The 26,108-nt window shown below is 72.6% G+C and carries 30 protein-coding genes; 23 read left to right on the top strand and 7 right to left on the bottom strand.

The annotated features are described in order from the left end of the window. Positions 1-15 precede the first annotated feature (15 nt). The gene (locus IE248_RS27745) at positions 16-831 is read right to left on the bottom strand and encodes a response regulator transcription factor (RefSeq protein WP_073799657.1); all 816 of its coding nucleotides are present in this window, start codon (positions 829-831) and stop codon (positions 16-18) included. Between the two features lie 492 nt (positions 832-1,323). On the opposite strand from IE248_RS27745, the gene IE248_RS27740 reads away from it, so the two are divergent. The 13 genes from IE248_RS27740 (at position 1,324) to ygfZ (ending at position 10,876) form a co-directional block, all read left to right on the top strand. Further along, positions 1,324-1,578 (top strand): MoaD/ThiS family protein, encoded by a 255-nt coding sequence (locus tag IE248_RS27740; protein ID WP_008742389.1) that lies wholly within the window; start codon positions 1,324-1,326, stop codon positions 1,576-1,578. Positions 1,579-1,588: 10 nt separating this feature from the next. Beyond that, the gene (locus IE248_RS37680) at positions 1,589-2,977 is read left to right on the top strand and encodes a hypothetical protein (RefSeq protein ID WP_229895564.1); all 1,389 of its coding nucleotides are present in this window, start codon (positions 1,589-1,591) and stop codon (positions 2,975-2,977) included. Between the two features lie 121 nt (positions 2,978-3,098). Continuing rightward, positions 3,099-3,827 (top strand): LmeA family phospholipid-binding protein, encoded by a 729-nt coding sequence (locus IE248_RS27730; protein WP_008742391.1) that lies wholly within the window; start codon positions 3,099-3,101, stop codon positions 3,825-3,827. A gap of 156 nt (positions 3,828-3,983) precedes the next feature. After that, on the top strand, positions 3,984-4,073 hold the full coding sequence (locus tag IE248_RS38610; protein WP_350875872.1) for an Ms5788A family Cys-rich leader peptide: 90 nt from the start codon (positions 3,984-3,986) through the stop codon (positions 4,071-4,073). A 244-nt stretch (positions 4,074-4,317) separates the two neighbouring features. Then, entirely contained in the window at positions 4,318-5,163 is an 846-nt protein-coding gene (locus tag IE248_RS27725) for a sulfurtransferase (protein ID WP_008742392.1), read from the top strand. A gap of 58 nt (positions 5,164-5,221) precedes the next feature. After that, the gene (locus tag IE248_RS27720; RefSeq protein ID WP_008742393.1) at positions 5,222-5,512 is read left to right on the top strand and encodes a DUF1416 domain-containing protein; all 291 of its coding nucleotides are present in this window, start codon (positions 5,222-5,224) and stop codon (positions 5,510-5,512) included. Positions 5,513-5,643: 131 nt separating this feature from the next. Further along, positions 5,644-5,907: a DUF3099 domain-containing protein gene (locus IE248_RS27715; protein ID WP_037794038.1), complete on the top strand. Its 264-nt coding sequence runs from the start codon at positions 5,644-5,646 to the stop codon at positions 5,905-5,907. 116 nt (positions 5,908-6,023) lie between these two features. Then, positions 6,024-6,815, top strand: coding sequence for a hypothetical protein (locus IE248_RS27710; protein ID WP_229895563.1), 792 nt, complete (start codon positions 6,024-6,026; stop codon positions 6,813-6,815). Further along, positions 6,812-7,630: a hypothetical protein gene (locus IE248_RS27705; RefSeq protein ID WP_190032026.1), complete on the top strand. Its 819-nt coding sequence runs from the start codon at positions 6,812-6,814 to the stop codon at positions 7,628-7,630. The genes IE248_RS27710 and IE248_RS27705 overlap by 4 nt, the downstream gene beginning before the upstream one ends. Next, positions 7,627-8,469, top strand: a complete 843-nt coding sequence (locus IE248_RS27700; RefSeq protein ID WP_190032025.1) for a hypothetical protein — start codon at positions 7,627-7,629, stop codon at positions 8,467-8,469. Before IE248_RS27705 ends, IE248_RS27700 begins: the two co-directional genes overlap by 4 nt. A gap of 280 nt (positions 8,470-8,749) precedes the next feature. After that, complete coding sequence (locus IE248_RS27695) at positions 8,750-9,322, top strand: heme-binding beta-barrel domain-containing protein (protein ID WP_008742399.1); 573 nt, start codon at positions 8,750-8,752, stop codon at positions 9,320-9,322. Between the two features lie 96 nt (positions 9,323-9,418). Further along, positions 9,419-9,874: a Fur family transcriptional regulator gene (locus IE248_RS27690; protein ID WP_229895562.1), complete on the top strand. Its 456-nt coding sequence runs from the start codon at positions 9,419-9,421 to the stop codon at positions 9,872-9,874. A gap of 33 nt (positions 9,875-9,907) precedes the next feature. Next, entirely contained in the window at positions 9,908-10,876 is a 969-nt protein-coding gene (gene ygfZ / locus IE248_RS27685; protein WP_008742401.1) for a CAF17-like 4Fe-4S cluster assembly/insertion protein YgfZ, read from the top strand. Between the two features lie 31 nt (positions 10,877-10,907). Here ygfZ and dtd read toward each other — a convergent pair whose 3' ends face one another. Further along, the gene (dtd, locus tag IE248_RS27680) at positions 10,908-11,333 is read right to left on the bottom strand and encodes a D-aminoacyl-tRNA deacylase (protein ID WP_037794041.1); all 426 of its coding nucleotides are present in this window, start codon (positions 11,331-11,333) and stop codon (positions 10,908-10,910) included. A gap of 161 nt (positions 11,334-11,494) precedes the next feature. On the opposite strand from dtd, the gene IE248_RS27675 reads away from it, so the two are divergent. From IE248_RS27675 to rox, 5 genes are all read left to right on the top strand, one after another. After that, a complete protein-coding gene (locus IE248_RS27675; protein ID WP_008742403.1) occupies positions 11,495-12,115 on the top strand; it encodes an RsiG family protein in 621 nt (206 codons plus the stop codon). A gap of 72 nt (positions 12,116-12,187) precedes the next feature. Beyond that, entirely contained in the window at positions 12,188-13,435 is a 1,248-nt protein-coding gene (locus IE248_RS27670) for a GNAT family N-acetyltransferase (RefSeq protein WP_073799651.1), read from the top strand. 85 nt (positions 13,436-13,520) lie between these two features. Next, positions 13,521-14,453 carry a sigma-70 family RNA polymerase sigma factor gene (locus tag IE248_RS27665; RefSeq protein WP_079196443.1) on the top strand — a complete coding sequence of 311 codons (933 nt, stop codon included), beginning with the start codon at positions 13,521-13,523 and terminating at the stop codon, positions 14,451-14,453. Further along, positions 14,447-15,220, top strand: coding sequence for a putative protein N(5)-glutamine methyltransferase (locus IE248_RS27660; protein WP_100582842.1), 774 nt, complete (start codon positions 14,447-14,449; stop codon positions 15,218-15,220). Before IE248_RS27665 ends, IE248_RS27660 begins: the two co-directional genes overlap by 7 nt. A 159-nt stretch (positions 15,221-15,379) precedes the next feature. Then, positions 15,380-16,813 carry a rifampin monooxygenase gene (gene rox, locus IE248_RS27655; RefSeq protein ID WP_190032024.1) on the top strand — a complete coding sequence of 478 codons (1,434 nt, stop codon included), beginning with the start codon at positions 15,380-15,382 and terminating at the stop codon, positions 16,811-16,813. Positions 16,814-16,815: 2 nt separating this feature from the next. On the opposite strand, the gene IE248_RS27650 is transcribed toward rox, so the two are convergent. Then, positions 16,816-17,127 carry a hypothetical protein gene (locus IE248_RS27650; RefSeq protein ID WP_229895561.1) on the bottom strand — a complete coding sequence of 104 codons (312 nt, stop codon included), beginning with the start codon at positions 17,125-17,127 and terminating at the stop codon, positions 16,816-16,818. A 101-nt stretch (positions 17,128-17,228) separates the two neighbouring features. On the opposite strand from IE248_RS27650, the gene IE248_RS27645 reads away from it, so the two are divergent. From IE248_RS27645 to IE248_RS27635, 3 genes are all read left to right on the top strand, one after another. Beyond that, positions 17,229-17,621, top strand: a complete 393-nt coding sequence (locus IE248_RS27645) for a helix-turn-helix domain-containing protein (RefSeq protein WP_073799647.1) — start codon at positions 17,229-17,231, stop codon at positions 17,619-17,621. 24 nt (positions 17,622-17,645) lie between these two features. Next, on the top strand, positions 17,646-18,209 hold the full coding sequence (locus IE248_RS27640; RefSeq protein WP_073799694.1) for a hypothetical protein: 564 nt from the start codon (positions 17,646-17,648) through the stop codon (positions 18,207-18,209). A gap of 114 nt (positions 18,210-18,323) precedes the next feature. Further along, complete coding sequence (locus IE248_RS27635) at positions 18,324-18,662, top strand: DUF2516 family protein (protein WP_008742411.1); 339 nt, start codon at positions 18,324-18,326, stop codon at positions 18,660-18,662. A 38-nt stretch (positions 18,663-18,700) separates the two neighbouring features. On the opposite strand, the gene IE248_RS27630 is transcribed toward IE248_RS27635, so the two are convergent. The 3 genes from IE248_RS27630 to IE248_RS27620 form a co-directional block, all read right to left on the bottom strand. Beyond that, a complete protein-coding gene (locus tag IE248_RS27630; RefSeq protein WP_008742412.1) occupies positions 18,701-20,104 on the bottom strand; it encodes a PP2C family protein-serine/threonine phosphatase in 1,404 nt (467 codons plus the stop codon). 256 nt (positions 20,105-20,360) lie between these two features. Then, positions 20,361-21,422, bottom strand: coding sequence for a C40 family peptidase (locus tag IE248_RS27625; protein WP_190032023.1), 1,062 nt, complete (start codon positions 21,420-21,422; stop codon positions 20,361-20,363). A 214-nt stretch (positions 21,423-21,636) separates the two neighbouring features. After that, positions 21,637-22,452 (bottom strand): class I SAM-dependent methyltransferase, encoded by an 816-nt coding sequence (locus tag IE248_RS27620; RefSeq protein ID WP_190032022.1) that lies wholly within the window; start codon positions 22,450-22,452, stop codon positions 21,637-21,639. Between the two features lie 231 nt (positions 22,453-22,683). On the opposite strand from IE248_RS27620, the gene mshA reads away from it, so the two are divergent. Both mshA and IE248_RS27610 read left to right on the top strand, forming a co-directional pair. Then, entirely contained in the window at positions 22,684-24,066 is a 1,383-nt protein-coding gene (mshA, locus tag IE248_RS27615) for a D-inositol-3-phosphate glycosyltransferase (RefSeq protein ID WP_008742416.1), read from the top strand. Then, positions 24,059-24,559 (top strand): type III secretion system chaperone family protein, encoded by a 501-nt coding sequence (locus tag IE248_RS27610; RefSeq protein ID WP_008742417.1) that lies wholly within the window; start codon positions 24,059-24,061, stop codon positions 24,557-24,559. The genes mshA and IE248_RS27610 overlap by 8 nt, the downstream gene beginning before the upstream one ends. Positions 24,560-24,650: 91 nt before the next feature. Here the strand turns inward: IE248_RS27610 and IE248_RS27605 are convergent, their stop codons facing one another. Beyond that, positions 24,651-25,979: an MDR family MFS transporter gene (locus tag IE248_RS27605; protein ID WP_190032021.1), complete on the bottom strand. Its 1,329-nt coding sequence runs from the start codon at positions 25,977-25,979 to the stop codon at positions 24,651-24,653. Positions 25,980-26,108 lie beyond the last annotated feature (129 nt).

Genomic DNA, 26,108 nt, shown 5'->3' with positions numbered 1-26,108 from the left:
TCTACGCGGGGTGACCTACCTCTGGGCAGGCCGTCCTCCGGACGGGACGATCGCGGGTGATTCCTCCGTCCGGGTGACGGACGCCGCGGCCTGCCGGGCGCTCTGCGCGGCCGCCTGCCGCTCCGCCTGCGCGGCCGCCTCCGCCGCGGCCCGTTCCACCTTCTCCGGCGTGACGAAGCGGTAGCCGACGTTGCGGACCGTGCCGATCAGCGACTCGTGCTCGGGGCCCAGCTTCGCGCGCAGCCGCCGTACGTGGACGTCGACCGTCCGGGTGCCGCCGAAGTAGTCGTAGCCCCAGACCTCCTGGAGCAGCTGGGCGCGCGTGAAGACCCGGCCCGGGTGCTGCGCGAGGTACTTGAGCAGCTCGAACTCCTTGAAGGTGAGGTCGAGGACCCGGCCCTTCAGCTTCGCCGAGTACGTCGCCTCGTCGACCGAGAGGTCGCCGTTGCGGATCTCCATCGGGGAGTCGTCCGAGCCGAGCTGCTGGCGGCCGGTGGCCAGCCGCAGCCGCGCCTCGACCTCGGCGGGACCGGCGGTGTCGAGGAGGACGTCGTCGATGCCCCAGTCGGCGGTGACGGCCGCCAGCCCGCCCTCGGTGACCACGAGGATCAGCGGGCAGCCGGGCCCGGTGGAGCGCAGCAGCTGGCACAGGGAGCGCACCTGCGGCAGATCGCGGCGGCCGTCGATGAGGATCACGTCGGCGCCGGGGGTGTCCACGAGGGCCGGCCCCTCGGCGGGCGCCACGCGTACGTTGTGCAGCAGCAGGCCGAGGGCGGGCAGCACCTCGGTCGACGGCTGCAGGGCGTTGGTCAGCAGCAGGAGTGAGCTCATGCCCGAACACCTGCCCAAGTCGGACGGTTCTGCACGGTTCGCTGGTCCATCACGTCGGTTCCTCCTCGGTCCCGTCGAGGACTTTCGCGGTACTGCTTCGTACGTTCGCAGCGCGCCGCGTCCTGCCCGTGCGCTGCGTCCTGCCCGGTGCCCCTCCGGCCCCGCGCCCTGAGGCCCGGATCGGCACCAGTGTTCTCGTTCCGTTCAACGGTCTGAAAGCACAAAAGGACCCGGGGGCTACGTTGCCCGGATCCTCTACGCCGCCAGAATAGCCCACCGCGCCTTTCCGGGCCGAGGTCTCTCCGTCCCTGTTCTGTGGTTCACGCCACGCCCGATATCAGGCTATGCCCCGTTTTCACCGGATCGGCGGCTTGGCGGGTGCTCCGGTCGGGGCGCCCCGGCAGGCGCGGGCCGGGCGGAGGCACGCCGGGCCGGCCGGCCGGAGGGTTCATGATGGACGCCGACGGTAGAGAGCCGACGATAGGAGCTGCAGTGGCAACCGGAACCATCCGCTACTGGGCGGCGGCCAAGGCCGCGGCCAAGACGGCGGAGGAGCCGTACTCGGCGCGGACACTGGCCGAGGCCCTCGACGAGGTGCGCGAACGCCACCCCGGGGAGCTGACCCGAGTCCTGCTGCGCTGCTCCTTCCTCGTGAACGACGAGCCTGTGGGCAAGCGCCCGCACGATGCCGTCCTGCTGAGCGAGGGGGGCACCGTCGAGGTGCTCCCGCCGTTCGCGGGCGGGTGAGCGGAAGCCGATGAGCACTCCCGAAGAGCAGCACCAGAACCAGCAGAACCAGCAGCAGCGGCCCCCGGAGCAGGACCCGTACGGGACCCAGACCTGGCAGTCGGAGACCTGGGACACCAGCTACCAGCCGGTCCACCCGCCGCTGGGCGGCGTCCCCGGGCGGCCGGCGGAGCCGGCGCAGCCCGCGGCGCCCGAGGGCTGGTTCCGCGACGAGGCCCCCGCGCCGTGGCCGGAGGCGGTCGGCGAGACCGCGTACCTGCCTCCGTACCAGGAGCAGTACCAGGCCCCGTACCAGCAGCCGCAGCAGCCACAGTCGCCGCAGCAGCAGACGGCCGCGCCCGACAGCTGGTTCCGCGAGGAGGCCCCCGCACCCGCCCAGGCCTCCGCCGAGACCACGTACCTGCCGCCGTACCAGGAGCCGCAGCCGTACCAGCAGCCGCAGCAGCCGCAGTCGGCCGCGCCCGACGCCTGGTTCCGCGACGGCGCACCGGCGGCGCCCGCCCCGGCCCCCGGCCAGGAGTGGGCCGAGACCGCCTACCTCCCGCCGCAGACCGCCGCGCCCGCGCAGCCGGCCGCCCCGGCGGCGCAGAGCGCCGAGCGGGCCGAGTACTCGCCGCCCACGCTGGGCGGCAACACGCTGCGCGCCGTCGACCCGGCCCAGGCCCGCGCCGAGGGCCGCTCGCCCATCATCGACCCCGGTCCGCAGCCGGCGCTGCTGACCGCCGCGCTCGGGATCCTGCTCGCGGTGGCCGCCGCCCTCGGCCAGTACGCCCTGCTGGTGCCGCTGATCGCCCTCCAGGGCCTGACGGCCGCCGGCTGGTTCCGCCTCAACGGCATGTGGCCCGCCCGCCAGGGGATCGCCCTCGCCTTCCTCGGAGCCCTCGTCTCCGACGTCGCGGTGCTCGCGGTGGACCACGAGTACGGACCCGGCGCGATCATCGGCACCCTCGGTGCCTGGGTGCTGCTCACGCTGGTCCTCCAGCTGCGCAGCCACGCGGATCCCGACGAGCGGATGTACGGCCTGATGGCCTCCGTGGCCTCGGCCGCCCTCGCGATCGTCTGCGCCGGCTACCTGGCGGCCGAGTCCGAGGCCGTCAGCGTGGGCGCCGCCGCCGTCGCGGTGGCCGTCTTCGCCCGTGCGCTGCCGCTGCCCACCGCGCCCTCCGTCGGCGTCTCGCTGGCCGCGGCGGCCGGCGCGGGCATCGCCCTCGGCACCCTCACCGGCATCGGGGCGGGCGGGGCGCTGCTCGGCCTGGCCGCCGGGGTGTGCGCGCTGGTCGGCCTGCGGGTGGCCGCGTACGACTACCCGTCCAAGTTCGTGCACATGACGGCCGGGGTCGCGCTGCCGCTGGCCGTGGCCGCGCCCGCCGTGTACCTCATCGGACGGGTGGTGGCCTGAGGGCCGCGGCCCGCGGGTCCGGACCGGCGGTGCGCCGCCGGTCCGTCCACCCCCAAGGTCACGGCACGGTCACGGCGTGGTCCACTAGGGCGCACGTATCGATCTACAGGGGGAGGGACACGTGCGTGCACTGCGTGTCGTTGTGATCATCGGAGTGATCCTGGGGGCGCTGTTCGCGGGCGCCGACCGCTGGGCGGTCGGCTACGCCGAGAACCGGCTGGCCGAGCGGATACAGCAGGCGCGGCCGGGGCAGGTGGGCGGCGCGGAGGTGGAGATCCACGGATTCCCCTTCCTGACGCAGGCGCTCAGCCACGACCTCGACCAGGTCGACCTGAGGCTCAAGGACGTCGAGGCGACCGCCGACGGCCGCAAGACGCGGCTCTCGCAGGTCGACGCCAGCTTCCGCGGGGTGAAGCTCAACGGGAGTTACAGCGGGGGGACCGCCGAGCGGGCGGAGGGGACCGCGCTCCTCACGTACGCGGACCTCACCGAGGCCTCGCAGAACGGCGTGACCCTGACCTACGGCGGTGCGCCGGGCAAGGTGAAGGTGACCGCCACGGTGGACGTGCTCGGCAAGAAGGTCACGCGCAGCGTGGTGTCGACCGTCACGCTCGTGGACGCCCCGGGGGCCAAGGGTGCGAACGGCGAGAAGGTCGTGCGGGTGCGCGCCGACCAGGTTCCGGGTGAGGGCATCCCCGGGATCGAGGGCATGATCCGCAAGAAGACGGACTTCGACCGGCGCCTCGACGAGGGCCTGCCGAGCGGGCTCCAGCTGTCCGCGCTGACCTCGGACGAGAGCGGCGTCCACCTCACGCTGGCCGGTAAGGACGTGTCCCTGGCCGGATCGTGAGACGGAGTGGTCCGATCCGCAGATGGCCGGACCGCCGGGAGGTGCCCCGGGGGCGGCCCCGCGGCCCCTCCGGGTCTTCTGATCCCACTATCCGGACGATCCTGTCTCGATATATGACACGCCGGTGACAGGGCGGCCGATTCGTCCCTACGATCCATGGCTATGAAGCATCAGCAGGCGGACCTCACGAAGCGGCGGGCAGTAGACCTGTGTCGCGTCGCCGCCATGCTCTGTCGATCCATGTGACAGCCGAGCGCGTCGCGTGCGGCATCGGAGACTCCGCGCCCCGGAACTCGGAGACTGCCCCCGACGGATCCCGCTCCATCGACCGGACGACGGCCCTTTGGGCCCTCCCGCGTGACGACTCCCGCCTCCGCCCCTGACGCGTCCCCGCACAGGCTCGGAGCGCGATCCGGAGACGTACGCACCAGCGCCACCCCGCAGCAGCACCAGCACCGCCCCGCCGCACACTGCCCCGGAGGAGAACACCATGAGCCGCAGCGACGTCCTCGTAGACGCCGACTGGGTCGAGGCCCACCTGAACGACGCCAACGTCGTGATCGTCGAGGTGGACGAGGACACGTCCGCGTACGACAAGAACCACATCACCAACGCCGTCCGGATCGACTGGAAGCAGGACCTCCAGGACCCGGTCCGCCGCGACTTCGTGGACCAGGAGGGCTTCGAGAAGCTCCTCTCCGCCAAGGGCATCTCCAACGACGACACCGTGGTCCTCTACGGCGGCAACAACAACTGGTTCGCGTCGTACGCCTACTGGTACTTCAAGCTCTACGGCCACCAGGACGTCAAGCTCCTCGACGGCGGCCGCAAGAAGTGGGAGCTCGACTCCCGCGACCTGGTCGACGGCAAGGACGTCCCGAACCGGGCGGCCACCCAGTACAAGGCCAAGGCCCAGGACGCCTCCATCCGCGCCTTCCGCGACGACGTCGTCTCCGCGATCGGCTCGCTCAACCTGGTCGACGTCCGCTCGCCCGACGAGTTCTCCGGCAAGCTGCTCGCCCCGGCCCACCTCCCGCAGGAGCAGTCGCAGCGCCCCGGCCACGTGCCGAGCGCCCGCAACATCCCGTGGTCGAAGAACGCCAACGACGACGGCACCTTCAAGTCGGACGAAGAACTGACCGCCCTCTACGAGGCCGAGCAGGTCGACCTGGCGAAGGACACCATCGCCTACTGCCGCATCGGCGAGCGCTCCGCGCTCACGTGGTTCGTGCTGCACGAGCTCCTGGGCCAGGAGAACGTCAAGAACTACGACGGTTCCTGGACCGAGTACGGCTCGCTCGTCGGCGTGCCGATCGAGCTCGGCGCCAACAAGTAACTCCCGGGCACGCGACGCCCCGTAGGCAGTACGACCCCTCCAGGACAGGACAGAGAACATGTGTGGAGCACAGATCGGCGGGCCCGACCTCGCCACGCTCAAGCCCGGTGAGACCGCCATCCAGGGTCAGGTGACCCGCGGCGGCGAGCCCGTCAGCGGCTACGTCCGCCTGCTGGACTCGACCGGCGAGTTCACCGCCGAGGTCCCCACCACGGCGACCGGCCAGTTCCGCTTCTACGCCGCCACCGGCACCTGGACGCTGCGGGCGCTGGTCCCGGGCGCGCAGGCCGACCGCGCCGTCGTGGTCGCCCAGGCCGGCGGAGTGACGGACGTGGCGATCGCGGTCTGAACCGCCCGCGTGCGCCGCGCGCGCTGAACGACCGGCCGGAGGGCCGCACCCCAGGGGGTTGGACGCCACTGGAACGGGGTGCGGCCCTCCGTGCCGTTCCGGCCGGGCACCGGCGGCTCTACCCTGGAGGCATGTACGCCCGGCGTCGCCGCGTCTACTTCCTGCTCATGGGCGGATGCCTGTTCCTCTTCGTCTCCGCCTGGACCTTCGTGCGCCTCCTGTCGGTGGAGGCGGCCGTCGCGCTGTGCGTCGTCGCCATGGTCATCCCCCCGGTCGCCGCGATGGTCGCGAACCGGCGCGGACCGGAAGACCGCTGGTGGGACGACCCCTCCGGCGATCAGAAGTCCGACGAGTGGTGGGACGAACTGGACGGAAAACGACGCCACGAAGACTGACGGGCCCCTACACCAAACCGTGATGAGGGCGCGTACAACCGGGTTCCGCCGGGGTGGGTCATGTGTGTGCCCGGGTATCCACACCCGGTGCGCACAGCCGTGTGGGGGACTCTCTTTTGGAACACGCACAGATCATTCCCGAGGCGCGCGAAGGGGGAGGGACCGACCCGGAGACCGCATCCGCCCTCCCGCGCCGCCGCCGGGGCCGCACCACGCTCCTGATCGCCGGAGCCGCCGTGCTCGGCGTCCTCGCCGGCACGGTCGCCGGGTACGCCGTCCAGTACGACCGCGAGCCCACCCCGCTGCCGCCGCTGGCACAGCCGCTGCCGGCCGGGCCCAAGGCACTCGCGCCGGACGACACCACGACCAGCAAGACGATCAACGCCAACCGCTGGCACAAGACGGACGACGACCTGGCCAAGCTGCTGGTCGAGGCCCCCGGCGGGGCGAAGGTCGCGGGCACGGGCTACGAGCCCGCCGACGCGTTCGCCGCGGAGTTCTTCACGGCCCCGGACCGGGCCCTCACCAACCTGGTGCAGACCGGCTTCCGCCGGGTCGCCTCCACCGTGTGGGCCCAGGACGACAAGGTGTTCGTCAAGATCCGGCTGCTTCAGTTCCAGAACCGCTCAGGGGCGGACGACTACCAGGTGCAGCAGTCCGCCTACATGTCCGACAAGGACCGCGCGGGCAACGACGGCGTCGCCGTCCCGGGCCTGTCCGGAGACCTGGGCCGCGTCTGGGTGGACTCCAAGGCCGAGGAGACGCCGGGCTACCTCCCCGTCCGCGGGGCGCGCGCCATCGCCCGCCGGGGGGACGTCGTCATGGACATCGACTACTACGACAACCGCGGCAAGATCGCGGAGCGCGACGTCATCGACCTGGCCAAGCGACAGCTGGAGCGACTGTGACCGAGACTCCAGCGACCGAGACCCCCGCCGTCGAGACCCCCGCGGCCGCGCCCCCCGCCGTCGAGACCCCTGCCGCACGCCCCGGCCGTCGGCGCCGGGTGGCCGCCCTCGTCACCGGCGTCGTCGTCCTCGGGGTCCTCGCCGGCGCCGGCGTGTGGGCGCGGTCCGCGCTCGCCGAGGCTGACCGCGAGACGCCGACCCGCTACTGGGAGGCGGCGGGCAAGTCCGCGCCGCTCCGCAAGACGCCGGACGCCGTCCCCGCCAACGAGCTCTCCGGCAAGCTGCTGCCGGTCCCGCCCGGTTACGTCCTCGGACCCGACCTGGACGCGGACGGCAACAACTTCTTCATCGCCGGCGACAAGGCCGTCGAGGGCTTCAAGGAGTCCCGCAAGGGACTCTCCAGCAGCGACCGCAAGAAGCGCGACGAGATGTTCGCGGAGCTGAAGCTCAAGGGCCTCGCCGGCCGGACGTACGCCGACAGGGACGGCGCCAAGATGGTCGCCGAGGTCCGCATCATGCAGGCGGACCCGAAGGCCGTGGGGAAGTTCTCCGAGGTGTCCAAGAAGGTGCTCGACCAGCTCAAGGACGGGCGCGAGGCGCCGAAGGTGGAGGGGTTCCCCGACGCCAAGTGCGGGCTCTTCACCGTCGGCGAGAAGAAGGAAGCGAAGATCGAATCGGTCTTCTGCGTGGCCGTCGAAGGCGATGTGATGGTCACCTTCCGCGCGTACGGGCCCAAGCCGCTCTCCCAGCCCACCGCCGTCCAGTTCTTCCGGAACCAGATGAGCCACCTGAAGTCCCCCGGGGAGTCCGCGTGACCGAGCAGAACACCACCGGAACCCCGACCGAACCGACGCCCCCGGCCCCCGAGGCTCCGGCGCCCGCCGCGCCCGCGCCGAAGGACCGGCGGAGGCTGTTCGCGGCGCTCCGCTGGACGGCCGCCGTCGTCGTCTTCGCCGCCGTCGGCGCCGCCTGCGCGTACGGGATCGTCCGGTCCGACCGCACCGACGTCCCCGGGCTCTCCACCCGGTCCGACGGCCGCTGGGACTACCCCGCGCTCGTCAGGCCGACCCCGCCCCCCGGCGCGGCCGTGCCCTTCGCCGCGGACAACGCGGACGGCATCCACTACGCCGGCCTCACCCAGCTGCTCCTGCCGGCCCCGCGGGGCGCCGCGCCGGACGCGAAGCTGAAGCTGGAGAAGGACTCCGTGGTGGCCGTGGACACCTTCCTGGAGGAGTACGAGCCGACCGCCCGCGAGAAGATGAAGCAGGCGTTCACGGACGAGGGGCTGCGCCAGATCGTGGGCCGCGGCTGGACCACCCCCGACGGCACCCGCACCCGCGTCTACCTGCTGCGCTTCCACTCGTCCGGCTTCGTGAACGCCTTCACCGGCTGCGGCCGCGACATGAACCTCAGCGGAGTCAACCGGATCGACGCGGATCCCGACTGGAGCAAGGCCAAGCTGGCCCAGTCGGCGCCGGACAGCAACGAGCGCCAGCTCTTCGAGGAGGTTCCGCCGGTCGGCGACGAGCAGGTCAAGGCCGGGTGCATCCAGTCCGGTGACGTCCAGGCCGTGATCCTGCAGAGCCGCAAGGACGCGGTGGCGGCCGTTCCCTTCCACCAGACGGTGATCCTGCAGAACCAGCTGCTGGGCTGAGGGAGGAACGGCGTACGGCCCACCTCACGGAGTGCTCCGGTCCCCGGGCCAGTAGGCTTGGGGACCGGCCCCGTACACGCCCACATCATCGCGAGGAGCACACCGTGCTTGAGGCAGTCTTCACCTCCCTGCTGGTCCTGGTCTGCGTCGGCGTCCTCGCCTTCACCGGCCTCGCCGTGAAGAAGCTGTACCAGGGCCAGCGCTGATCACCACCTGATCAGCCGCTCGCCCCGCCCCGGATGCCGGAATCCCTCCCTACAGATCGCCTGAGCAGCCATTCATGATCCAGATCCCGTCCGACCTGAACCCGGGCCTCGTCCCGCTCGCCTTCCTCCTCGGTACCTGGGAAGGTGCGGGCGTCTTCGACTTCCCCGGTGAAGAGAAGTGCAACTTCGGCCAGGAAGTCGTCTTCAGCCACGACGGCCGGGACTTCCTGGAGTACACCTCCCACACCTGGGCGCTCGACGCCGAGGGCAACAAGGTGCGGCCGCTGGAGTCGGAGTCCGGCTACTGGCGCATCGACAAGGACCGCCAGGTCGAGATCGTCATGGTCCGCGACCAGGGCGTCGTCGAGGTCTGGTACGGCGCGCTCGCCGACCAGAAGCCGCAGATCGACATCGTCACCGACGCCGTCGCCCGTACCGCGGCCTCCGGCCCGTACAGCGGCGGCAAGCGGCTCTACGGCTACGTCAAGGGCGACCTGATGTGGGTCGGCGAGAAGTCCACCCCGGACGTCGAGCTGCGCCCCTACATGTCGGCGCAGCTGAAGAAGGTCGTCACGCCCGAGGAGGTCGCCGAGATGGCGCGCAACCTCCCGGACATGCCGGACGACGGCATCGCCTTCTTCCGCTGAGGCGGACACGGCCCCTACCGGGCGATATCCACAGACTGTGAGGGAAGGGGACCACGGCCAGGGCCGCGGTCCCCTTCCCGCGCTTACACTGGCCGGGTGGGCAGCAGCGTGGACACCGAAAGCTCTGACTGGAAGAGCGACCTGCGGCAGCGCGGATACCGCCTGACGCCGCAGCGCCAGCTCGTGCTCGAAGCCGTCGACCACCTGGAGCACGCCACTCCGGACGAGATCCTCGCCGAGGTGCGCAAGACGGCCTCCGGCGTGAACATCTCCACGGTCTACCGCACGCTGGAGCTCCTGGAGGAGCTGAAGCTCGTCTCGCACGCCCACCTCGGGCACGGCGCGCCCACCTACCACCTCGCCGACCGGCACCACCACATCCACCTGGTCTGCCGCGACTGCACCGAGGTCATCGAGGCCGACGTGGACATCGCCGCCGAGTTCACCGCGAAACTGCGCGCCACCTTCGGTTTCGAGACCGACATGAAGCACTTCGCGATCTTCGGGCTCTGCGCGAAGTGCGCCGCCGAGCACCGCGCCGGGCAGGCCTAGGGCAGATCCGGGCGGGGTCGTACGCTTGGTGCCATGACCAGCAGCCCCTTGCTCCATCTCCCCGGTGCCGTCCAGGCCGAAGGCCGTGACGAGGGCGTCGCCGCCCACTACGGCGAGCTGTACGGAGAACAACGCTCCCTCGCCGACGGCCGCGGCTTCGTCGACCTCTCCCACCGCGGCGTCATCACCGTCACCGGACCCGAACGGCTGAGCTGGCTGCACCTGCTGCTCACGCAGCACCTCACCGAGCTGCCCGCCGGGCAGGCCACCGAAGCGCTGATCCTCTCGGCGAACGGGCACATCGAGCACGCCCTCTACCTCGTCGACGACGGCGAGACGGTCTGGGCGCACGTCGAGCCCGGCACCCAGGAGGCGCTGCTGGCCTACCTGGAGTCGATGAAGTTCTTCTACCGCGTCGAAGTCGCCGACCGCACCGCCGACTTCGCCGTCGTGAACCTGCCGGCCGGCTCCATCGCCGAGGTGGCCAAGGAACTCGTCGTGCGCGAGACCCCGTACGGCCGTGACGTCTTCCTGCCGCGCGCCGAGCTGGAGGCCTTCGCCGCGAGCCACGGCCCGGCCGCCGGTCTGCTCGCCTACGAGGCGCTGCGCGTCGAGGCGCACCGGCCGCGCCTGGGCCAGGAGACCGACCACCGCACCATCCCGCACGAGCTGGGCTGGATCGGCACCGCCGTCCACCTCCAGAAGGGCTGCTACCGCGGCCAGGAGACCGTGGCCCGCGTCCACAACCTGGGCAAGCCCCCGCGCCGGCTCGTCTTCCTGCACCTGGACGGCTCCGAGGTGCTGCTCCCCGCCCACGGCACGCCGCTCCGGCTCGCCGCAGACGGGGAGGAGGGCCGCCAGCTGGGCTTCGTGACCACCGCGGTCCGCCACCACGAGCTCGGCCCGATCGCGCTCGCGCTGGTCAAGCGGAACGTGCCGGTGGACGCGCCGCTGCTGGCCGGGAAGACGGCCGCCGCGCAGGAGGTCGTCGTAGCGCCCTGAGCGCCCCGACCCCTCGGATCGTTCAGACCGCTCAGACGTCGATGACGATGGTGAACGGGCCGTGGTTCGTCAGCGAGACCCGCATGTCCGCGCCGAACCGGCCCGTCTCCACCGTCGCCCCCAGCGCCCGCAGCTGCGCCACGACCTCGTCGACCAGCGGCTCGGCCACCGGCCCCGGCGCCGCCGCGTTCCAGGTGGGGCGGCGGCCCTTGCGGGCGTCCCCGTAGAGCGTGAACTGGGAGATCACCAGCAGCGGCGCGGCCACGTCGCTACAGGACTTCTCCGCCTCCAGGATCCGTACGGACCACAGCTTGCGCGCCATCAGCGCGGCCTTCTCCGGGGTGTCGTCGTGGGTCACCCCCACCAGCACGCACAGTCCCTCGCCGACGATCTCGCCCACCGTCTCGCCGGCCACCACGACGCTCGCGCCGTCCACCCTCTGCACCACTGCTCGCATACCACCTGTGTACCAGGCGTGCACCCGTCCGGGGCCGATCGGGTGCACTGAGACTGCACCGGTACCACGGAGAGTGGCACGATGCACGCAGGCGGTGCTTCCCACGGCCCTCAGGCCCCGGGGAGACCCCATTCACCGGTCGAGGGGACGGACCCGTTCGTATGAATACCTCTGGTACCTCCGTACCTGCATCACCCGCTGCACCCGCTGGAGCCACCACTGCCGCGGTACGACCGCCCGCGCAGCGCACCGGCGACCCGCAGGAGCCGCTGACCCCGGCCACCGCGCTCGGCCTCCCGGAGCTGCGCGCCCTGCGCCGCGACGCGCAGCGCGACGAGGCCGACCTGAGCTACATCCGCAGACTCCTCCAGGGCCGGATCGACATCCTGCGCGCCGAACTGGCCCGCCGCCGCGACCGCCTCCCGGCGGTGCCCGGGGCGGTCCCGGCGGCGGATCCCGATTCGGTGGTGGAGCGGCTCTCGGAGATCCTGGCGGACGCCCCCTCGCGGCGCAGCGCCTCGGCCCGGCACGTCACGCTCGGCACCCCGCACAGCGAGGAGTTCCGGCTGCTGGCCTCGGAGATGCTCGCCGAGGTGGAGCTCTCCGACCTCGCCGCGCGCACCGACGCCGAACTCCACGACGCGATGGGCCGGCTGGTGCGGTACGAACAGCAGGTCTCGCGGCGCCGCCAGCATCTCCAGCGCACCGCCGACGACTCCAGCGCGGAGATCACCCGGCGCTACCGCGAGGGCGAGGCTCAGGTGGACGACCTGCTGGCATAGAGACGGGCCCCGGGCCGGTCTCCCGGAAAATCGCGGGACTCGGGGCCGGGGCGGCGGTTAGCGTGGCCGGTCATGAGCACCGAGGTCCGGCAGATCACCGCCACCGAACATTCCGCGTGGGCACAGACGTTGAACAGGGGGTTCCTGCGTGCGGAGCCCGTGACGCCCGGCGATGTCGCCCTGCGGGCCGCGGCCGGCGAACTCGGCCGGGTCCAGGGCGCCTTCGACAGTGAGACCGGCGGCTGCGTGGGCACCTTCCGGTCCTTCACCCAGGAGCTGACCGTCCCGGGCGGCGCCACCGTCACGGCCAGCGCCGTCACCAACGTCAGCGTGCTGTCCACGCACCGCCGACAGGGTCTGCTGACCCGGATGATGGCCGCCGAGTTCGCCGCCGCCACGGCGCGCGGCGACGTGCTGTCGACCCTGATCGCCGCCGAGTACCCGATCTACGGGCGGTACGGGTACGGGCCCGCCGTGTACGTCGCGGAGTGGGAGATCGACGTAGCGCGCACCGGCCTCGATTCGCGCCGGGCCGCGCCCGCCGCCGGCGGCGGCCGCATCGAGCTGGTGGACGTGGCCGAGGTCCGCCGGAGCGGTCCCGCGCTGCACGAGCGGATCCGGGCGACCCGGCACGGCATGACCGGCCGCACCGCGCGCTGGTGGCGACTGGCCACGGGGGAGGAGGAGTTCTCCTTCCGCCCGTACAAGCCGAAGCTGCACGCCGTGTACCGGACGGCGGCGGGCGAGGTGGCCGGCCTGGTCTCCTACCGGAGCGATGACCACTGGACGGACGCGAAGGTCCCGCTGAACACCCTCCGCGTCGAGGAGCTCCTCGCGGCCACCCCGGAGGCGGAGCGGGCGCTGTGGCACTTCCTGTGCTCCGTCGACTGGGCGCTGAGGATCCGCACCGGGCTGCGCGCCACCGACGACCTCGCGCCGGGCCTGCTGCCCGATCCGCGCGCCGCCGCGATCCTGACCCACGCCGACTTCCTGTGGGTGCGCGTGCTGGACGTCGTACGGGCGCTGGGCGCGCGGACGTACGAGGTGCCGGGCGTCCTCGTCCTGGAGGTCACCGACCCGGCGGGCCTGTCCGGGGGCCGCTTCCGGCTGGACGCGGGCACGGGGCGGTGCGAGGCCACCGGGGACCCCGCCGACCTGCGGCTCGACGTGGCCGCGCTGGGCTCGCTGTACCTCGGGGACGGCTCGGCGGTCCGGCTGGGCGCGCTGGGGCAGATCACGGAGCTGCGGCCGGGGGCGCTGGCGCTGGCGGACGCGGTGTTCCGTACGTCGAGCAAGCCGTGGTCCCCGGACGTCTTCTGATCCGGCCGGGCCGTCACACGGACGGGCCGGCGTCCGTCAGAGAGGCAGGGGCGGGAACGACCGGACGAGACGAGGGAACAGGACGATGACAGGCAGCACGAACGGCGCGGCGGCGAGCGGGGCGGCGGCGGACGGCGCGGACCGCGGGGATTTCCTGGCGGAGCGCTTCGAGGAGAAGCGCTCCCACCTGCGGGCCGTGGCGTACCGGATGCTCGGCTCGCTGACCGAGGCCGAGGACGCCGTCCAGGAGGCCTGGATCCGGCTCGACCGCGCCGACACCCGCGAGGTGGAGAACCTGGGCGGCTGGCTGACCACCGTCGTCGCCCGCGTCTGCCTGGACCAGCTGCGTGCGCGCAAGGCCCGCCGCGAGGAGTCCCTTCAGACGCCCGTCGGCATCCCGGAGCCGCTGCTGAGCCCGCCGGACGGGCTCGATCCCGAGCAGGAGGTGCTGCTCGCGGACTCGGTCGGGCTCGCGCTGCTCGTCGTACTGGAGCAACTGGCGCCCGCCGAGCGGCTGTCGTTCGTCCTGCACGACATGTTCGGGGTGCCCTTCGACGAGATCGCGCCCATCGTGGAGCGCACCCCGGCGGCCACCCGGCAGCTCGCCAGCCGGGCCCGGCGGCGGGTGCGGGGGCAGGCACCGGCCCCGGACACGGACCGGGGCCGGCAGAAGGAGATCGTCGGCGCGTTCCTGGCGGCGGCGCGGGGCGGCAGCTTCGACGGCCTGATCTCCGTCCTCGACCCGGACTGCGTGCTGCGCGTGGACCTGCGGGAGACGGCGCTGGGCGCGGAGGCGGTGGCCCGGCAGGCGCTCACGTTCCAGCGGCTGGCGCCGTACGCGCGGCCCGCGCTCGTCAACGGGGCGCTGGGCGTCGTCACGATCCCGCCGGGCGGCAGGGCTGTGGCGGTCCAGGGCTTCACCATCGCGGGCGGCCGTATCGTCGCCATCGACATCGTCGCGGACCCGGCCCGCCTGGAGGGCCTGGACGTCACGGTCTTGGAAGGACTGGACTGTTGATCTCACTGGTGGAACGCCTGCGCGCGGCCGGCTGCGTCTTCGCGGAGGAGGAGGCGGATCTGCTCGTCGGCGCCGCCAGGGACGACGGGCACCTGTCGCAGATGCTGGCCCGCCGGGTCGCCGGCGAGCCGCTGGAGATCGTCGTGGGCTGGGCGGGGTTCTGCGGGCTGCGCATGGAGGTCGGCGAGGGGGTCTTCGTACCGCGCCGGCGCAGCGAGTTCCTCGCCTCCGAGGCGGCCGCGCTCACCCCCCGGTCGGGCGCGGTCGTCGTGGACCTGTGCTGCGGGGTGGGCGCGCTGGGCGCGGCGGTGGCGGACCGGGTGGGCGGCGGGGTGGAGCTCCACGCGGCCGACATCGACCCGGTGGCGCTGGCGTACGCGCGGCGCAACGTCGCCCCGTACGGGGGCCGGGTCCACGAGGGCGATCTGTACGCGGCGCTGCCCGCGGCCCTGCGGGGCCGGGTGGACGTGCTGGTGGTCAACGCCCCGTACGTGCCGACGGGGGAGCTGGGGCTGCTGCCGGCGGAGGCCCGCGACCACGAGCCGCTGGTCTCCCTGGACGGCGGGTCGGACGGCCTGGACATCCACCGCCGGGTGGCGGCGCAGGCCGCGCACTGGCTGGCGCCGGGCGGGCACCTGCTGATCGAGACGGGCGAGCACCAGCACCCGGTCACGGCGGCGGCCCTGACGGCGGCGGGTCTGACGACCCGTACGGTCACTTCGCAGGAGCTGTACGCGACGGTGGTCATCGGCGCGGCCGCGCCCTAACGGGCTGGCATACGCAGGCATACGACAAAGGCAAGGAGCTCGGGTACCTGGTACCCACTCCTTGCCACTCTCAACTTATAGCGCACAGGGGGCCTTGCGGCAAGGCCCCCGTACTGCCGCAGAATCTCCCCTCTGAGCCGGTGGAATCGGGGGATCTGAATGATTGACGTGATCGTGGTCGGCGGCGGGCCGACCGGCATGATGCTGGCCTGCGAGCTGCGGCTCCACGGCGTGCACGTGGTGGTGCTGGAGAAGCTGACCGAGCCGACCGGGGAGTCCCGCGGACAGGGTCTGCACGCGCGCAGCGTCGAGGTGATGGACCAGCGCGGCCTGCTGGAGCGGTTCCTCGCGGTCAGCAAGAAGTTCCAGGTGGGCGGTCTCTTCGGCGGGATCATGAAGTCGTGGCCGGAGCTGCTGGACACGGCCCACCCGTACGGGCTGGCCACCCCGCAGCCGGTCACCGAGCGGCTGCTGGTCGAGCGGGCCCTCGAACTGGGCACCGAGATCAGGCGCGGCCACGAGGTGGTCGGGCTGGGCCAGGACGAGGACGGGGTGGGCGTCGAGCTCGCGGACGGCACCCGGCTGCGCTCGCGCTACCTGGTCGGCTGCGACGGCGGCCGCAGCGCGGTGCGCAAGCTGCTCGGCGTCGGCTTCCCCGGGGAGCCCGCCACGGTCGAGACGCTGCTGGGCGTCATGGAGGCGACCGAGGACCCGGAGACGATCGCGGCCGTCGTCGCGGAGGTCAACCAGACGCAGCGGCGTTTCGGCCTCGTTCCCCTGGAGGAGGGCGGCTACCGCGCCGTCGTGCCCGGCGAAGGGGTGTCCGAGGACCGGGCGGCGCCGACCCTGGAGGAGTTCAAGCAGCGGCTGCGGGCCACCGCGGGCACCGACTTCGGGGTGCACTCACCGCGCTGGCTGTCCCGGTTCGGCGACGCGACCCGGCAGGCGGAGCGCTACCGGGTTGGCCGGGTGCTGCTCGCGGGCGACGCGGCGCACATCCACCCGCCGACCGGCGGTCAGGGGCTCAACCTCGGTGTGCAGGACGCCTTCAACCTCGGCTGGAAGCTGGCCGCCGCCGTGGCCGGCTGGGCCCCGGAGGGCCTGCTGGACAGCTACCACGCCGAGCGGCACCCGGTGGGCGCCGCCGTGCTCGCCAACACCCGCGCGCAGATCGCGCTGATGGGCACCGATCCGGGGGCGAGCGCGCTGCGGGAGCTGTTCTCGAAGCTGATGGACTTCGAGGAGGTGAACCGGTACGTCACCGGGATGATCACCGCGGTGGACGTCCGCTACGACTTCGGCGAGGGCCACGAACTGCTCGGCCGGCGGATGCGGGACGTGCAGCTGAAGCAGGGCCGCCTCTACGAGCTGACGCACGGCGGCCGCGGACTCCTGCTCGACCGCACCGGCCGGCTCTCGGTGACGGGCTGGGCCGACCGGGTGGACCACGTCGTCGACCTCACCCCCGTGGACCCGGACGCCCCCGCCCTGCTCCTGCGCCCGGACGGCCACGTCGCCTGGGCGGGGCAGGACCAGCAGGACCTGCTCGCAGCCGTCCCCACGTGGTTCGGCGCGGCTGCCCGCGACAGCTGACATCAGGGCGGCGGCCCGACGTCCGTGGTGAGGGAACCGACACGCCCGACCCACGAGTCTGGTGTCAGGGGGGACCAGACGATGCCGATCTCGACACCATGGAAGGTACGCGTGAGGTCCGCCAGCCGCGTGAAGACCGCCGCCTGTACGTCCTCGATGGCCGCATCGGCGGGCATCGCGACCTTGCCGCATCCGCCACGCGAGTCGTCGGCGATGAACGTGTAGGGCCACACGTCCCGCCCCGACAGCAGGATGACCTCCCGCGGTACGCCGAACGGAGCCCGCTTCTTCCTCGTCTCGCGCCGTCTCACCACGTCGCCATCCAACCCGATGGACCGGTCTGCGGCGCGGCGCGGTGGGAGCTGTTGCAAGCAGGTGCTTGCAATAGTTAGCAAGGTGGGGCAGGATCGGGGCCATGGCATCGCTCAACGTCGGCAATCTCGGCGAGTACCTGCGGGAGCAGCGGCGGCAGGCTCAGTTGTCGCTGCGGCAGCTGGCCGAGGCCGCGGGGGTGTCGAACCCGTACCTGAGCCAGATCGAGCGCGGGCTGCGCAAGCCGAGCGCGGACATCCTCCAGCAGCTGGCCAAGGCGCTGCGGATCTCCGCGGAGACGCTGTACGTGCAGGCCGGGATCCTCGACGAGCGGGACCCGGACGAGGTGGAGACGCGGGCCGTCATACTCGCCGACCCGTCGATCAACGAGCGGCAGAAGCAGGTGCTGCTCCAGATCTACGACTCGTTCCGCAAAGAGAACGCGCACGACGAAGCGCACGACGAAGCGCGTGACGCGATGCCCCACACGAACTGAACTGTGATCCGGGAGGACCAGCACATGGCCATCGCCGATGACCTGAAGAAGACCCTCACCGACCCGACCCCCCTCTACTTCGCCGCCGGTACGGCCGACCTGGCCGTCCAGCAGGCCAAGAAGGTGCCCGGGCTCTTCGAGCAGCTCCGCGCCGAGGCCCCCGCGCGGATCGAGGCCGTGAAGAACACCGACCCGAAGGTCGTGCAGGAGAAGGCGAAGGAGGCCCAGGAGGCCGTCACCGCCAAGGTCTCCGAGGTGCTCGGCGCGATCGACCCGAAGAAGCTCGGCGAGACCGCCCAGGACCTGGCGCTGCGCGGGGTCGGCGTGGCCGCCGAGTACGCGGTGCGCGCCAAGGAGACCTACGACAAGGTCGCCGAGCACGGTGAGCAGGCCGTGCGCGCCTGGCGCGGCGAGCTCGTCGAGGAGATCGTCGACATCGCCGAGGCCGTCGAGCCCGAGCCGCAGGCGAAGCTGGAGCCGGTGGCGGCCGAGGCCGCCGCCGAGGAGAAGGCCGTGGCGCGGAAGACCACCGCCCGCAAGAGCCCCGCGAAGAAGACCGTCGGCGCCACGGCGGGCGACGAGAGCTGAACCCCGGAATCCGCATAACCGGGCGACGGGCCGGGCACCAGCGAGGTGTCCGGCCCGTTGTTACCGGTAGCGTGGATACGGGCGGCACCTGAAGCGTGAGAAGGCGGTCGAGCGATGTTGATGAACGGATTCGATAACGGGGTCCTCCCGTTGCTCGGCTTCGCCATGCTGGCGCTCGCCGTCGTGGCCTTCGTGCTGGCGCTGCTGGCGCGCGAGGACGCGTACCGCGCCGCCGACAAGCAGAGCAAGACCTTCTGGCTGGTCATCCTCGGCGTCACGGTCGTCGTCGACTTCTTCCTCGGGATGCTGTTCCTGGAGATCGCCGGCCTGGTCGCCACCATCGTCTTCCTCGTCGACGTCCGCCCGGCCCTCAAGCAGGTCTCGGGCGGCGGCCGGCGCAGTGGCGGCAGCAGCAGCGACGGGCCGTACGGGCCCTACAACGGCGGGCGCTGACGTACCGGGCGCTGACGTACCGCGACCGCTCCCCGGGCTCAGCCCTCGGCGCGTGAGAGCAGGACCACGGCGACGTCGTCGGTGAGCTCCCCGCCGTTGAGGCGGCGGGCCTCGGTGACGGAGGCCTCCAGCAGGTCCTCGCCGCGCAGCCCGCGGTCCAGGTGCCGGTTGATCATCTCGACCATGCCGTCCTGCCCGAGGCGCTCCTTGCCGGCGCCGACGTGGCCCTCGATCAGGCCGTCGGTGTAGAGCATCAGGCTCCAGCTGCCGCCCAGCTCTACCTGGCGGCGCGGCCAGCGGGCGCGCGGCAGCAGACCGAGTGCCGGGCCGTTGTTCTCGTACGGGAGCAGCCGGGCGGGGCGGCCAGGCCGGGATATCAGCGGGGCCGGGTGGCCGGCCAGGCACAGGCCCGCGCGGCGGCCGTCCGGGGCTATGTCGACGGTGCACAGCGTCGCGAAGATCTCGTCGCAGGGGCGCTCCACCTCCAGGACCTCCTGGAGGGTGGCGAGGAGCTCGTCGCCGCACAGGCCGGCGAGGGTGAGCGCGCGCCAGGCGATCCGGAGCTCGACGCCGAGGGCGGCCTCGTCGGGGCCGTGGCCGCAGACGTCGCCGATCATCGCGTGGACGGTGCCGTCAGGGGTGCGGACGGTGTCGTAGAAGTCCCCGCCGAGCAGGGCCCGGCTGCGGCCGGGGCGGTAGCGGGCCGCGAAGCGGAGGTCGGAGCCTTCGAGGAGCGGGTTGGGCAGCAGCCCGCGCTCCAGGCGGGCGTTCTCCTGGGCGCGCAGTTTCGATTCTGCGAGCTTGTACTGGGCGATGTCGGCCCGTTTTCTCTCCACCGCGTAGCGGATGGCGCGGCTCAGCAGCCGGCCGTCGAGCTCGTCGCGGAAGAGGAAGTCCTGGGCTCCGATCTGGACCGCCTCGGCGGCGCGCTCGGCGTCGTCCTCGGCGGTGAGGACGAGGACGGCATGGCGCGGGGCGAGCCGCAGGACCTGGCGGAGGGTGGCCAGCTGGTCGGCGGCGGTGTCGGCCGCGGCCGCGCCGGCGCCCCGGAAGGCGGCGTCCGGGAGCGAAAGGTCCAGCAGGACGCAGTGCACGTCGGGCGTGAGCAGCCGGGTGGCCTCGGTGAGGTTGCGGGCGCTGCGGAGCCGGATGCGGTGGCCGTCGGCGTCGAGTATTTCGGGGACGGTGAGGCCGCCCGCGGGGTCGTCCTCGATCACGAGCAGGTTGAGCGCCTGGTGGGCGGCGGGGTGGCTCGCCGGCCGGTCGGTGGTGATCGACAGAACGGCCTGACCGCTCTCCGCGGCGGGGGTGTCCCTCTGCCTCGGTACGGGTACGGGCATCGTTTCCGGTTCCTTCCCTCCCCCCGAGGGTGCGCATTCGCCCGACCCTAACGGTCGGTACGGGCAGAGCGGAATGGCGGCTCGGGCGGGGGCCTCCGTCATATGCCGTTATCGCGGGGGAAATGCGGGCGCATGGGATGACCAAGCTCACGGTGGGGATGTGATGGTCCCCACTGCCGAGACGTGCGCGAGACCGCCCCGGTTCCGCCCCGGCCCGCCCCGCTTCCGTTGCGCGCCCGACCCGCTTCCGCTTCGGACCCGACCCGGTTCCGCTGCCGGCCCGACCCGGTTCCGCTGCGGTTCCGCCCCGACCCGCTCCTCGCCCCGCCTCCTGCCCCGCCCGGCGCCCCCCGCGGGGTCAGTCCGGGCGGACCACGGCCTTGATCGGCATGGAGCCCGCGCCCGCGATCGTGACGTTGCGGCCCGGGCGGGGGGCGTGGATCATCGCGCCGTCGCCGATGTACATGCCGACGTGGGTGGCGTCGTCGAAGTAGATGATCAGGTCACCCGGCCGCATGTCCTTCACCGCCACCTTCGGCAGCAGCCGCAGCTGCTCCTGCGAGGTCCGCGGGATGCGCCGCCCGCCCGAGAGCCAGGCCTGTGAGGTCAGGCCCGAGCAGTCGAAGGCGTTCGGACCCTCCGCGCCCCACACGTACGGCTTGCCGATCTGCGCCGTGGCGTACTGGACGGCCCGCTTCCCGGCGTCCGTCGCGGAGGCGCCGGCCCCCTTCAGCGCGCCCGACGACAGCCACGCCGTCTGCGCCTTGTACTGGGCCTGCTGTTCGAGCTGGATCAGCCGGGCCTTCTCCTCGGCCTCCAGCTTGCTCTCCAGCTCCTCCGCCGCCTTGATCTTCTCCTCGATCTGCTTCTTCGAGGTCTCCTGCTTCAGACGGTTGGCTTCGAGCTTGCGCCACTGGTCGCTCGCGTCCTTCGCGTACCGCGCCAGATCGTCCTGCGTGCGGTTCAGGTCCGACAGCAGGTCCGTCGTCGCCTTCTCGCCCTGCCGCAGCCGGTCCGCCCCGTCCAGGTACTGCGTCGGGCTGCCGCTCAGCGCCAGCTGCGCGCCCGGCGGCAGGCCGCCCGAGCGGTACTGGGCGCGGGCCGCGGCCCCCGCGCGGCCCTTCAGCGAGGTGATCTTCTCCTCGCCCGCCACGATCTGCCGGGCGATCTCGACGATCCGCTCGGACTGCGCCTTCGCCTCGCCGTCGGCGAGGTTGTAAGCGTCCGTGGCGGAACCGGCCTGGCGGTACAGGTCCTCGATGTTCTTGCGGACGTCTTCGAGGGACTTGGTGCCCGGTTCCGGGGTCGGCGCGGCGTGCGCGGCGCCGGTCGCGAGGCCGGGGGCCGTCAGTATCGCCATCGCGCACAGCAGCGTGAGGGCGGACGCGCCCCGCCACCGCGATCGCTTCTCGGTCCCCATGGTCCCCCCAGGCGCCCGTGTCAGATCCCGCATCAGATCTGACTATTCATCAGTAACTTGCTACTGCCTTCGGGATGGTGCCACGAGACGGTGAATTCCAACACCCTTGTGGGGCTCTTTCCGATCATGTAAGCCGCCGCCACCGCCCACCCCGACGACTCAACGGGCAGCCCACACCACCGGTTCCCCACCGCCCCGCTTCCGGCCGCTCCCGTTACGAGGGCCCCGCCGGGCGCAGCGCCTCCCACCGCACCGTCAGCTCCCCCTGCCGCCACCGCCCCGGCCCGTCCGCCAGCGGCCAGTCCGCGGCGAGGGCCCGCGCCGTCCGGATCCAGCGCTGCCGCGCCCCGTACGAGGCGTAGGGCGCGGCCGCCGCCCACGCCCGGTCGAAGTCCCGCAGGAACGCGTGCACCGGCTCGCCCGGCACGTTGCGGTGGATCAGCGCCTTCGGCAGCCGCTCCGCCAGGTCCGAAGGGCGCTCCAGGGAGCCCAGCCGGGTCGCGAAGGTCACCGTGCGCGCCCCCTCGGGCCCCAGCGCGACCCAGACGTGGCGACGCCCGATCTCGTCGCAGGTGCCCTCCACCAGCAGTCCCTCCGGAGCCAGGCGGGCACACAGCCGCGCCCAGACCTCCTCGACCTGCTGCTCGTCGTACTGGCGCAGTACGTTCGCCGCCCGGATCAGCGAAGGCCGGATCCCGCCCTCCAGCGGGACCTCGAAGCCGCCGTGCCGGAAGCTCAGGCCCTCCCGCTCGTACGGCTTCGCCCCCGCCACCCGGGCCGGCTCGATCTCGATGCCGACCACCCGTACCCGGGGCGCCGCCTCCCGCAGCCGGGCCAGCAGCTCGACCGCCGTCCAGGGCGCGGCCCCGTACCCGAGGTCCACCGCGACCGGCGCGTCGGCCCTCCGCAGCGCCGCCCCGTGCGTCGCCGCGATCCAGCGGTCCATCCGGCGCAACCGGTTCGGGTTCGTCGTCCCGCGCGTCACCGTGCCCACGGGGCGGCTCGGGGGCGGGGTGGTGCGGGAGGCCATGAGGCGAGAGTAAGCGGAGCGGTCGCGACGGATGAAAATCAGGCGACTCTCCGGCAACTCTCCGACAAATCAGGGAGCAAATCCGGAAGCCCGGAATGCGGGGCACGGCCATTCGGGTTGCACTCCTTGAAGGGCGCCGAACGCGCTCTTCGCCGTCATGCCGTCGCTCAGCCGTCGTCATGCCGTCGTCGCGCCACCGTCACGCCCGTCCGAGCGAGAGGAACCGCTCCCTTGAGCCAGTACGTGTCCCGCCTCGGTGGCAGCCTCAGCGGCAGGATCGCCGCCGCCCGCTCCACCCGGCACGACCCGCCGAGGCTCCGCCTCCCGGCCGTCGGCCACCACCGCAAGCCGCGCCGCGTCGCCATGCTCAGCGTGCACACCTCACCGCTGCACCAGCCCGGCACCGGCGACGCCGGCGGCATGAACGTGTACATCGTGGAGCTCGCCAAGCGCCTCGCCGCGATCAACATCGAGGTCGAGATCTTCACCCGGGCCACCGAGGGCGGCCTCGCCCCCGTGGTCGAGCTCGCCCCCGGCGTCCTCGTGCGCCACGTGGACGCGGGCCCGTACGAGGGCCTCGCCAAGGAGGAGCTCCCGGCACAGCTGTGCGCCTTCACCCACGGCGTGATGCAGGCCTGGGCCGGACACCGCCCCGGCTACTACGACCTCGTGCACTCCCACTACTGGCTCTCCGGCCACGTCGGCTGGCTCGCCGCCGAGCGCTGGGGCGTCCCGCTCGTCCACGCGATGCACACCATGGCCAAGGTCAAGAACGCGGCGCTGGCCGAGGGCGACACGCCCGAGCCCGCCGCCCGCGTCATCGGCGAGACCCAGATCGTCGCGGCCTCGGACCGGCTCATCGCCAACACCGCCGAGGAAGCGGAAGAACTCGTACGGCACTACGAGGCCGACCCCGCGAAGGTGGCCGTCGTCCACCCCGGCGTGAACCTCGACCGCTTCACCGCCGGCGACGGCCGCGCCGCCGCCCGCGCCCGGCTCGGCCTCCCGCAGGACGCGGTGATCCCCCTCTTCGCCGGGCGCATCCAGCCCCTGAAGGCCCCCGACATCCTGCTGCGGGCGGTCGCCGAGCTGGTGGACCGGGATCCGTCGCTGCGCCACCGCCTTTTCGTACCCGTCGTCGGCGGCCCCAGCGGCAGCGGCCTCGCCAAGCCGGAGGGGCTCCAGAAGCTCGCCGCGAAGCTGGGCATCGCCGACCTCGTCCACTTCCAGCCGCCGGTGGCGCAGGACCGGCTGGCCGACTGGTTCCGGGCGGCGTCCGTACTGGTCATGCCCTCGTACAACGAGTCCTTCGGGCTCGTCGCCATAGAGGCGCAGGCGACCGGCACCCCGGTGCTCGCGGCGGCGGTCGGCGGCCTGCCGGTGGCCGTCAACGACGGGGTCACGGGGATCCTCGTACCCGGGCACGACCCGGTGGACTACGCGCGGGAGCTGCGGCGGTTCGTGGACGACCCGGGGCTCGCGGACCGGATGGGCGGCGAGGCGGCCCGGCACGCGCAGTTCTTCGGCTGGGACACGGCGGCCGCCGGCACCGCGGACGTGTACACCGCGGCGATGCTTGATCATCGCCGTCGCGTACGCTCCCACCATGGCTGACGTTGACGCTGGAACCGCCGCGATCGTCGAGGGCACGCTGACCGAGGCCGGACTGGCCTGGGAGAGCCCGGACCCGGGCTCGTACGTGGTCCAGCTGCCCGGCACCCGCAAGCTGAGCACCACCTGCTCGCTCCGCATCGGCAGGCACTCCCTGTCGGTGAACGCCTTCGTCATCCGCCACCCCGACGAGAACGAGGCCGGGGTCCACCGCTGGCTCCTGGAGCGCAACCTCAAGCTGTACGGGATGGCCTACGCGGTCGACCCCCTCGGCGACGTCTACCTGACGGCCCGGCTCCCGCTGTCGGTGGTGACCCCGCAGGACCTGGACCGGCTGCTCGGCACCGTCCTGGAAGCGGCGGACGGCGCCTTCAACACCCTGCTGGAGCTGGGCTTCGCGGGGGCGATCAAGCGCGAGTACGACTGGCGCGTCTCCCGCGGCGAATCCACCCGCAACCTGGACGCCTTCAAACACCTCACCCACCCGTCCCGCTGACGGGCCCCGCCACCCCGGGGAACGGCGGAAGGGCGGGCAGGGGAGGAGCCCCGCAGGGCCCCGCCACCCGCCCGCCCCCCATCCACCCGCGTCAGACGGCGGGCCGCACATCCGCGGCGGCCACCGTCTCCGCGGTCACGGGAGCGACGGCCACCGGGGCAACAGCAACCTCACCGGCCGGGACATCGGCGACAGCCGCCCCGCCCCCCGCCCCCACGGGAACCCCCCGCATCAGCAGCCAGTACCCCAGCGCCGCCCCCGTGCCCACCACGCCCGTGGCCCCCCACAGCCACCCCGCCCCCCAGCGGTCGATCACGAACCCCGCCATCAGCGGGGCCACCAGCGAGGCCACCGCCCACGACATCGTGTACACCCCCTGGTAGCGCCCGCGTCCGTCCGCCGGGGACAGCCGCACCACCAGGCTCATCTGCGTCGGCGAGTTCACGATCTCCGCGAGCGTCCACACGCACACCGTCAGCGCGTACGCCCACAGCGACCCGGCGAACGCCGTCAGCGCGAACCCGTATCCGGCCAGCAACGCCGAGGCGACCAGCAGCAGCTGCGGGTCCCGGTGCTCGATGAACCGGCTGACCGGGATCTGCAGCACCACGATCAGCAGCCCGTTCACCGCGATGACCAGCCCGTAGTCCCCGGGCGAGAACCCGGCCGCGCCCATCGCCACCGGCAGCCCGACCGACCCCTGCGTGAACACGAGCGAGATCAGGAACGACAGCCCGACCACGCCCATGAACCGCCCGTCGCGCAGGACCGTCCCCAGCCGGGTCTCGGGCCCGACGGCCGTCCCCGGGGCGACGGGCACCGCCGCCGGTTGCGACTCCGGCAGCTTGGCGTACACCAGCACCGCGCACACCAGCGTCAGCGCCGCCTCGCCCAGGAACCCGGCCAGGTAGCTGTACTCGGCGATCACGCCCGCCGCCGTCGCGCTCACCGCGAACCCGAGGTTGATGGCCCAGTAGTTGAGCGAGAAGGCCCGGACCCGGTCCTCCGGGCGGACGATGTCCGCCATCATCGCCTGCACCGCCGGCCGCGACGCGTTCGAGGTCATGCCGACCAGCAGCGCCACCGCCGCGATCGCCGCCGGGTGCTCCATGAACCCGAGCAGCGCCACCGAGAACGCCGTCGACGCCTGCGCCGCCAGCAGCGTCGGCCGCCGCCCCAGCCGGTCGGTCATCACGCCCGCGACCAGCGAGGAGATCACCCCGCCCAGCCCGTGCAGGGCCACCACGAGCCCGGCGAAGGAGGCCGAATAGCCCCGCTCCAGGGTCAGGTACAGGGTCATGAACGTGGCGACGAAGGCCCCGAGCCGGTTGATCAGCGTGCTCGTCCAGAGCCACCAGAAAGCGCGCGGCAGACCCGACACGCTTTCCCGGACGACCCGTGTCAAACTGCCGAAAACCATACGGAATCCCCCGGTGATGTAAGCGTCTCTTGGGCTCCCCGCACCGTACGAGCGCCCGCGCGCGCACGCCAGCGAATTGACGGGCAGCGTCAATCGACGCCGTCCGACCAGCCCGTGAACGGCGCGCGC

The organism is Streptomyces goshikiensis (assembly GCF_014650555.1).
GTDB classification, from domain to species: domain Bacteria; phylum Actinomycetota; class Actinomycetes; order Streptomycetales; family Streptomycetaceae; genus Streptomyces; species Streptomyces goshikiensis.
Note: the sequence above shows the minus strand (reverse complement) of the source record. Positions and strands in the feature narration are given on the sequence as shown.

Coding starts and splice junctions, on each gene's coding strand:
- IE248_RS37680 (WP_229895564.1), top strand. CDS start 1,589: ATGAGCACTCCCGAAGAGCAGCACCAGAACCAGCAGAACCAGCAGCAG.
- ygfZ (WP_008742401.1), top strand. CDS start 9,908: ATGACCAGCAGCCCCTTGCTCCATCTCCCCGGTGCCGTCCAGGCCGAA.
- IE248_RS27620 (WP_190032022.1), bottom strand. CDS start 22,452: ATGGCCTCCCGCACCACCCCGCCCCCGAGCCGCCCCGTGGGCACGGTG.
- IE248_RS27630 (WP_008742412.1), bottom strand. CDS start 20,104: ATGACGGAGGCCCCCGCCCGAGCCGCCATTCCGCTCTGCCCGTACCGA.
- IE248_RS27610 (WP_008742417.1), top strand. CDS start 24,059: ATGGCTGACGTTGACGCTGGAACCGCCGCGATCGTCGAGGGCACGCTG.
- IE248_RS27670 (WP_073799651.1), top strand. CDS start 12,188: ATGAGCACCGAGGTCCGGCAGATCACCGCCACCGAACATTCCGCGTGG.
- rox (WP_190032024.1), top strand. CDS start 15,380: ATGATTGACGTGATCGTGGTCGGCGGCGGGCCGACCGGCATGATGCTG.
- IE248_RS27645 (WP_073799647.1), top strand. CDS start 17,229: ATGGCATCGCTCAACGTCGGCAATCTCGGCGAGTACCTGCGGGAGCAG.
- IE248_RS27715 (WP_037794038.1), top strand. CDS start 5,644: ATGTACGCCCGGCGTCGCCGCGTCTACTTCCTGCTCATGGGCGGATGC.
- IE248_RS27635 (WP_008742411.1), top strand. CDS start 18,324: ATGTTGATGAACGGATTCGATAACGGGGTCCTCCCGTTGCTCGGCTTC.
- IE248_RS27640 (WP_073799694.1), top strand. CDS start 17,646: ATGGCCATCGCCGATGACCTGAAGAAGACCCTCACCGACCCGACCCCC.
- dtd (WP_037794041.1), bottom strand. CDS start 11,333: ATGCGAGCAGTGGTGCAGAGGGTGGACGGCGCGAGCGTCGTGGTGGCC.
- IE248_RS27725 (WP_008742392.1), top strand. CDS start 4,318: ATGAGCCGCAGCGACGTCCTCGTAGACGCCGACTGGGTCGAGGCCCAC.
- IE248_RS27720 (WP_008742393.1), top strand. CDS start 5,222: ATGTGTGGAGCACAGATCGGCGGGCCCGACCTCGCCACGCTCAAGCCC.
- IE248_RS27625 (WP_190032023.1), bottom strand. CDS start 21,422: ATGGGGACCGAGAAGCGATCGCGGTGGCGGGGCGCGTCCGCCCTCACG.
- IE248_RS27665 (WP_079196443.1), top strand. CDS start 13,521: ATGACAGGCAGCACGAACGGCGCGGCGGCGAGCGGGGCGGCGGCGGAC.
- IE248_RS38610 (WP_350875872.1), top strand. CDS start 3,984: ATGGCTATGAAGCATCAGCAGGCGGACCTCACGAAGCGGCGGGCAGTA.
- IE248_RS27745 (WP_073799657.1), bottom strand. CDS start 831: ATGAGCTCACTCCTGCTGCTGACCAACGCCCTGCAGCCGTCGACCGAG.
- IE248_RS27675 (WP_008742403.1), top strand. CDS start 11,495: ATGAATACCTCTGGTACCTCCGTACCTGCATCACCCGCTGCACCCGCT.
- IE248_RS27695 (WP_008742399.1), top strand. CDS start 8,750: ATGATCCAGATCCCGTCCGACCTGAACCCGGGCCTCGTCCCGCTCGCC.
- IE248_RS27605 (WP_190032021.1), bottom strand. CDS start 25,979: ATGGTTTTCGGCAGTTTGACACGGGTCGTCCGGGAAAGCGTGTCGGGT.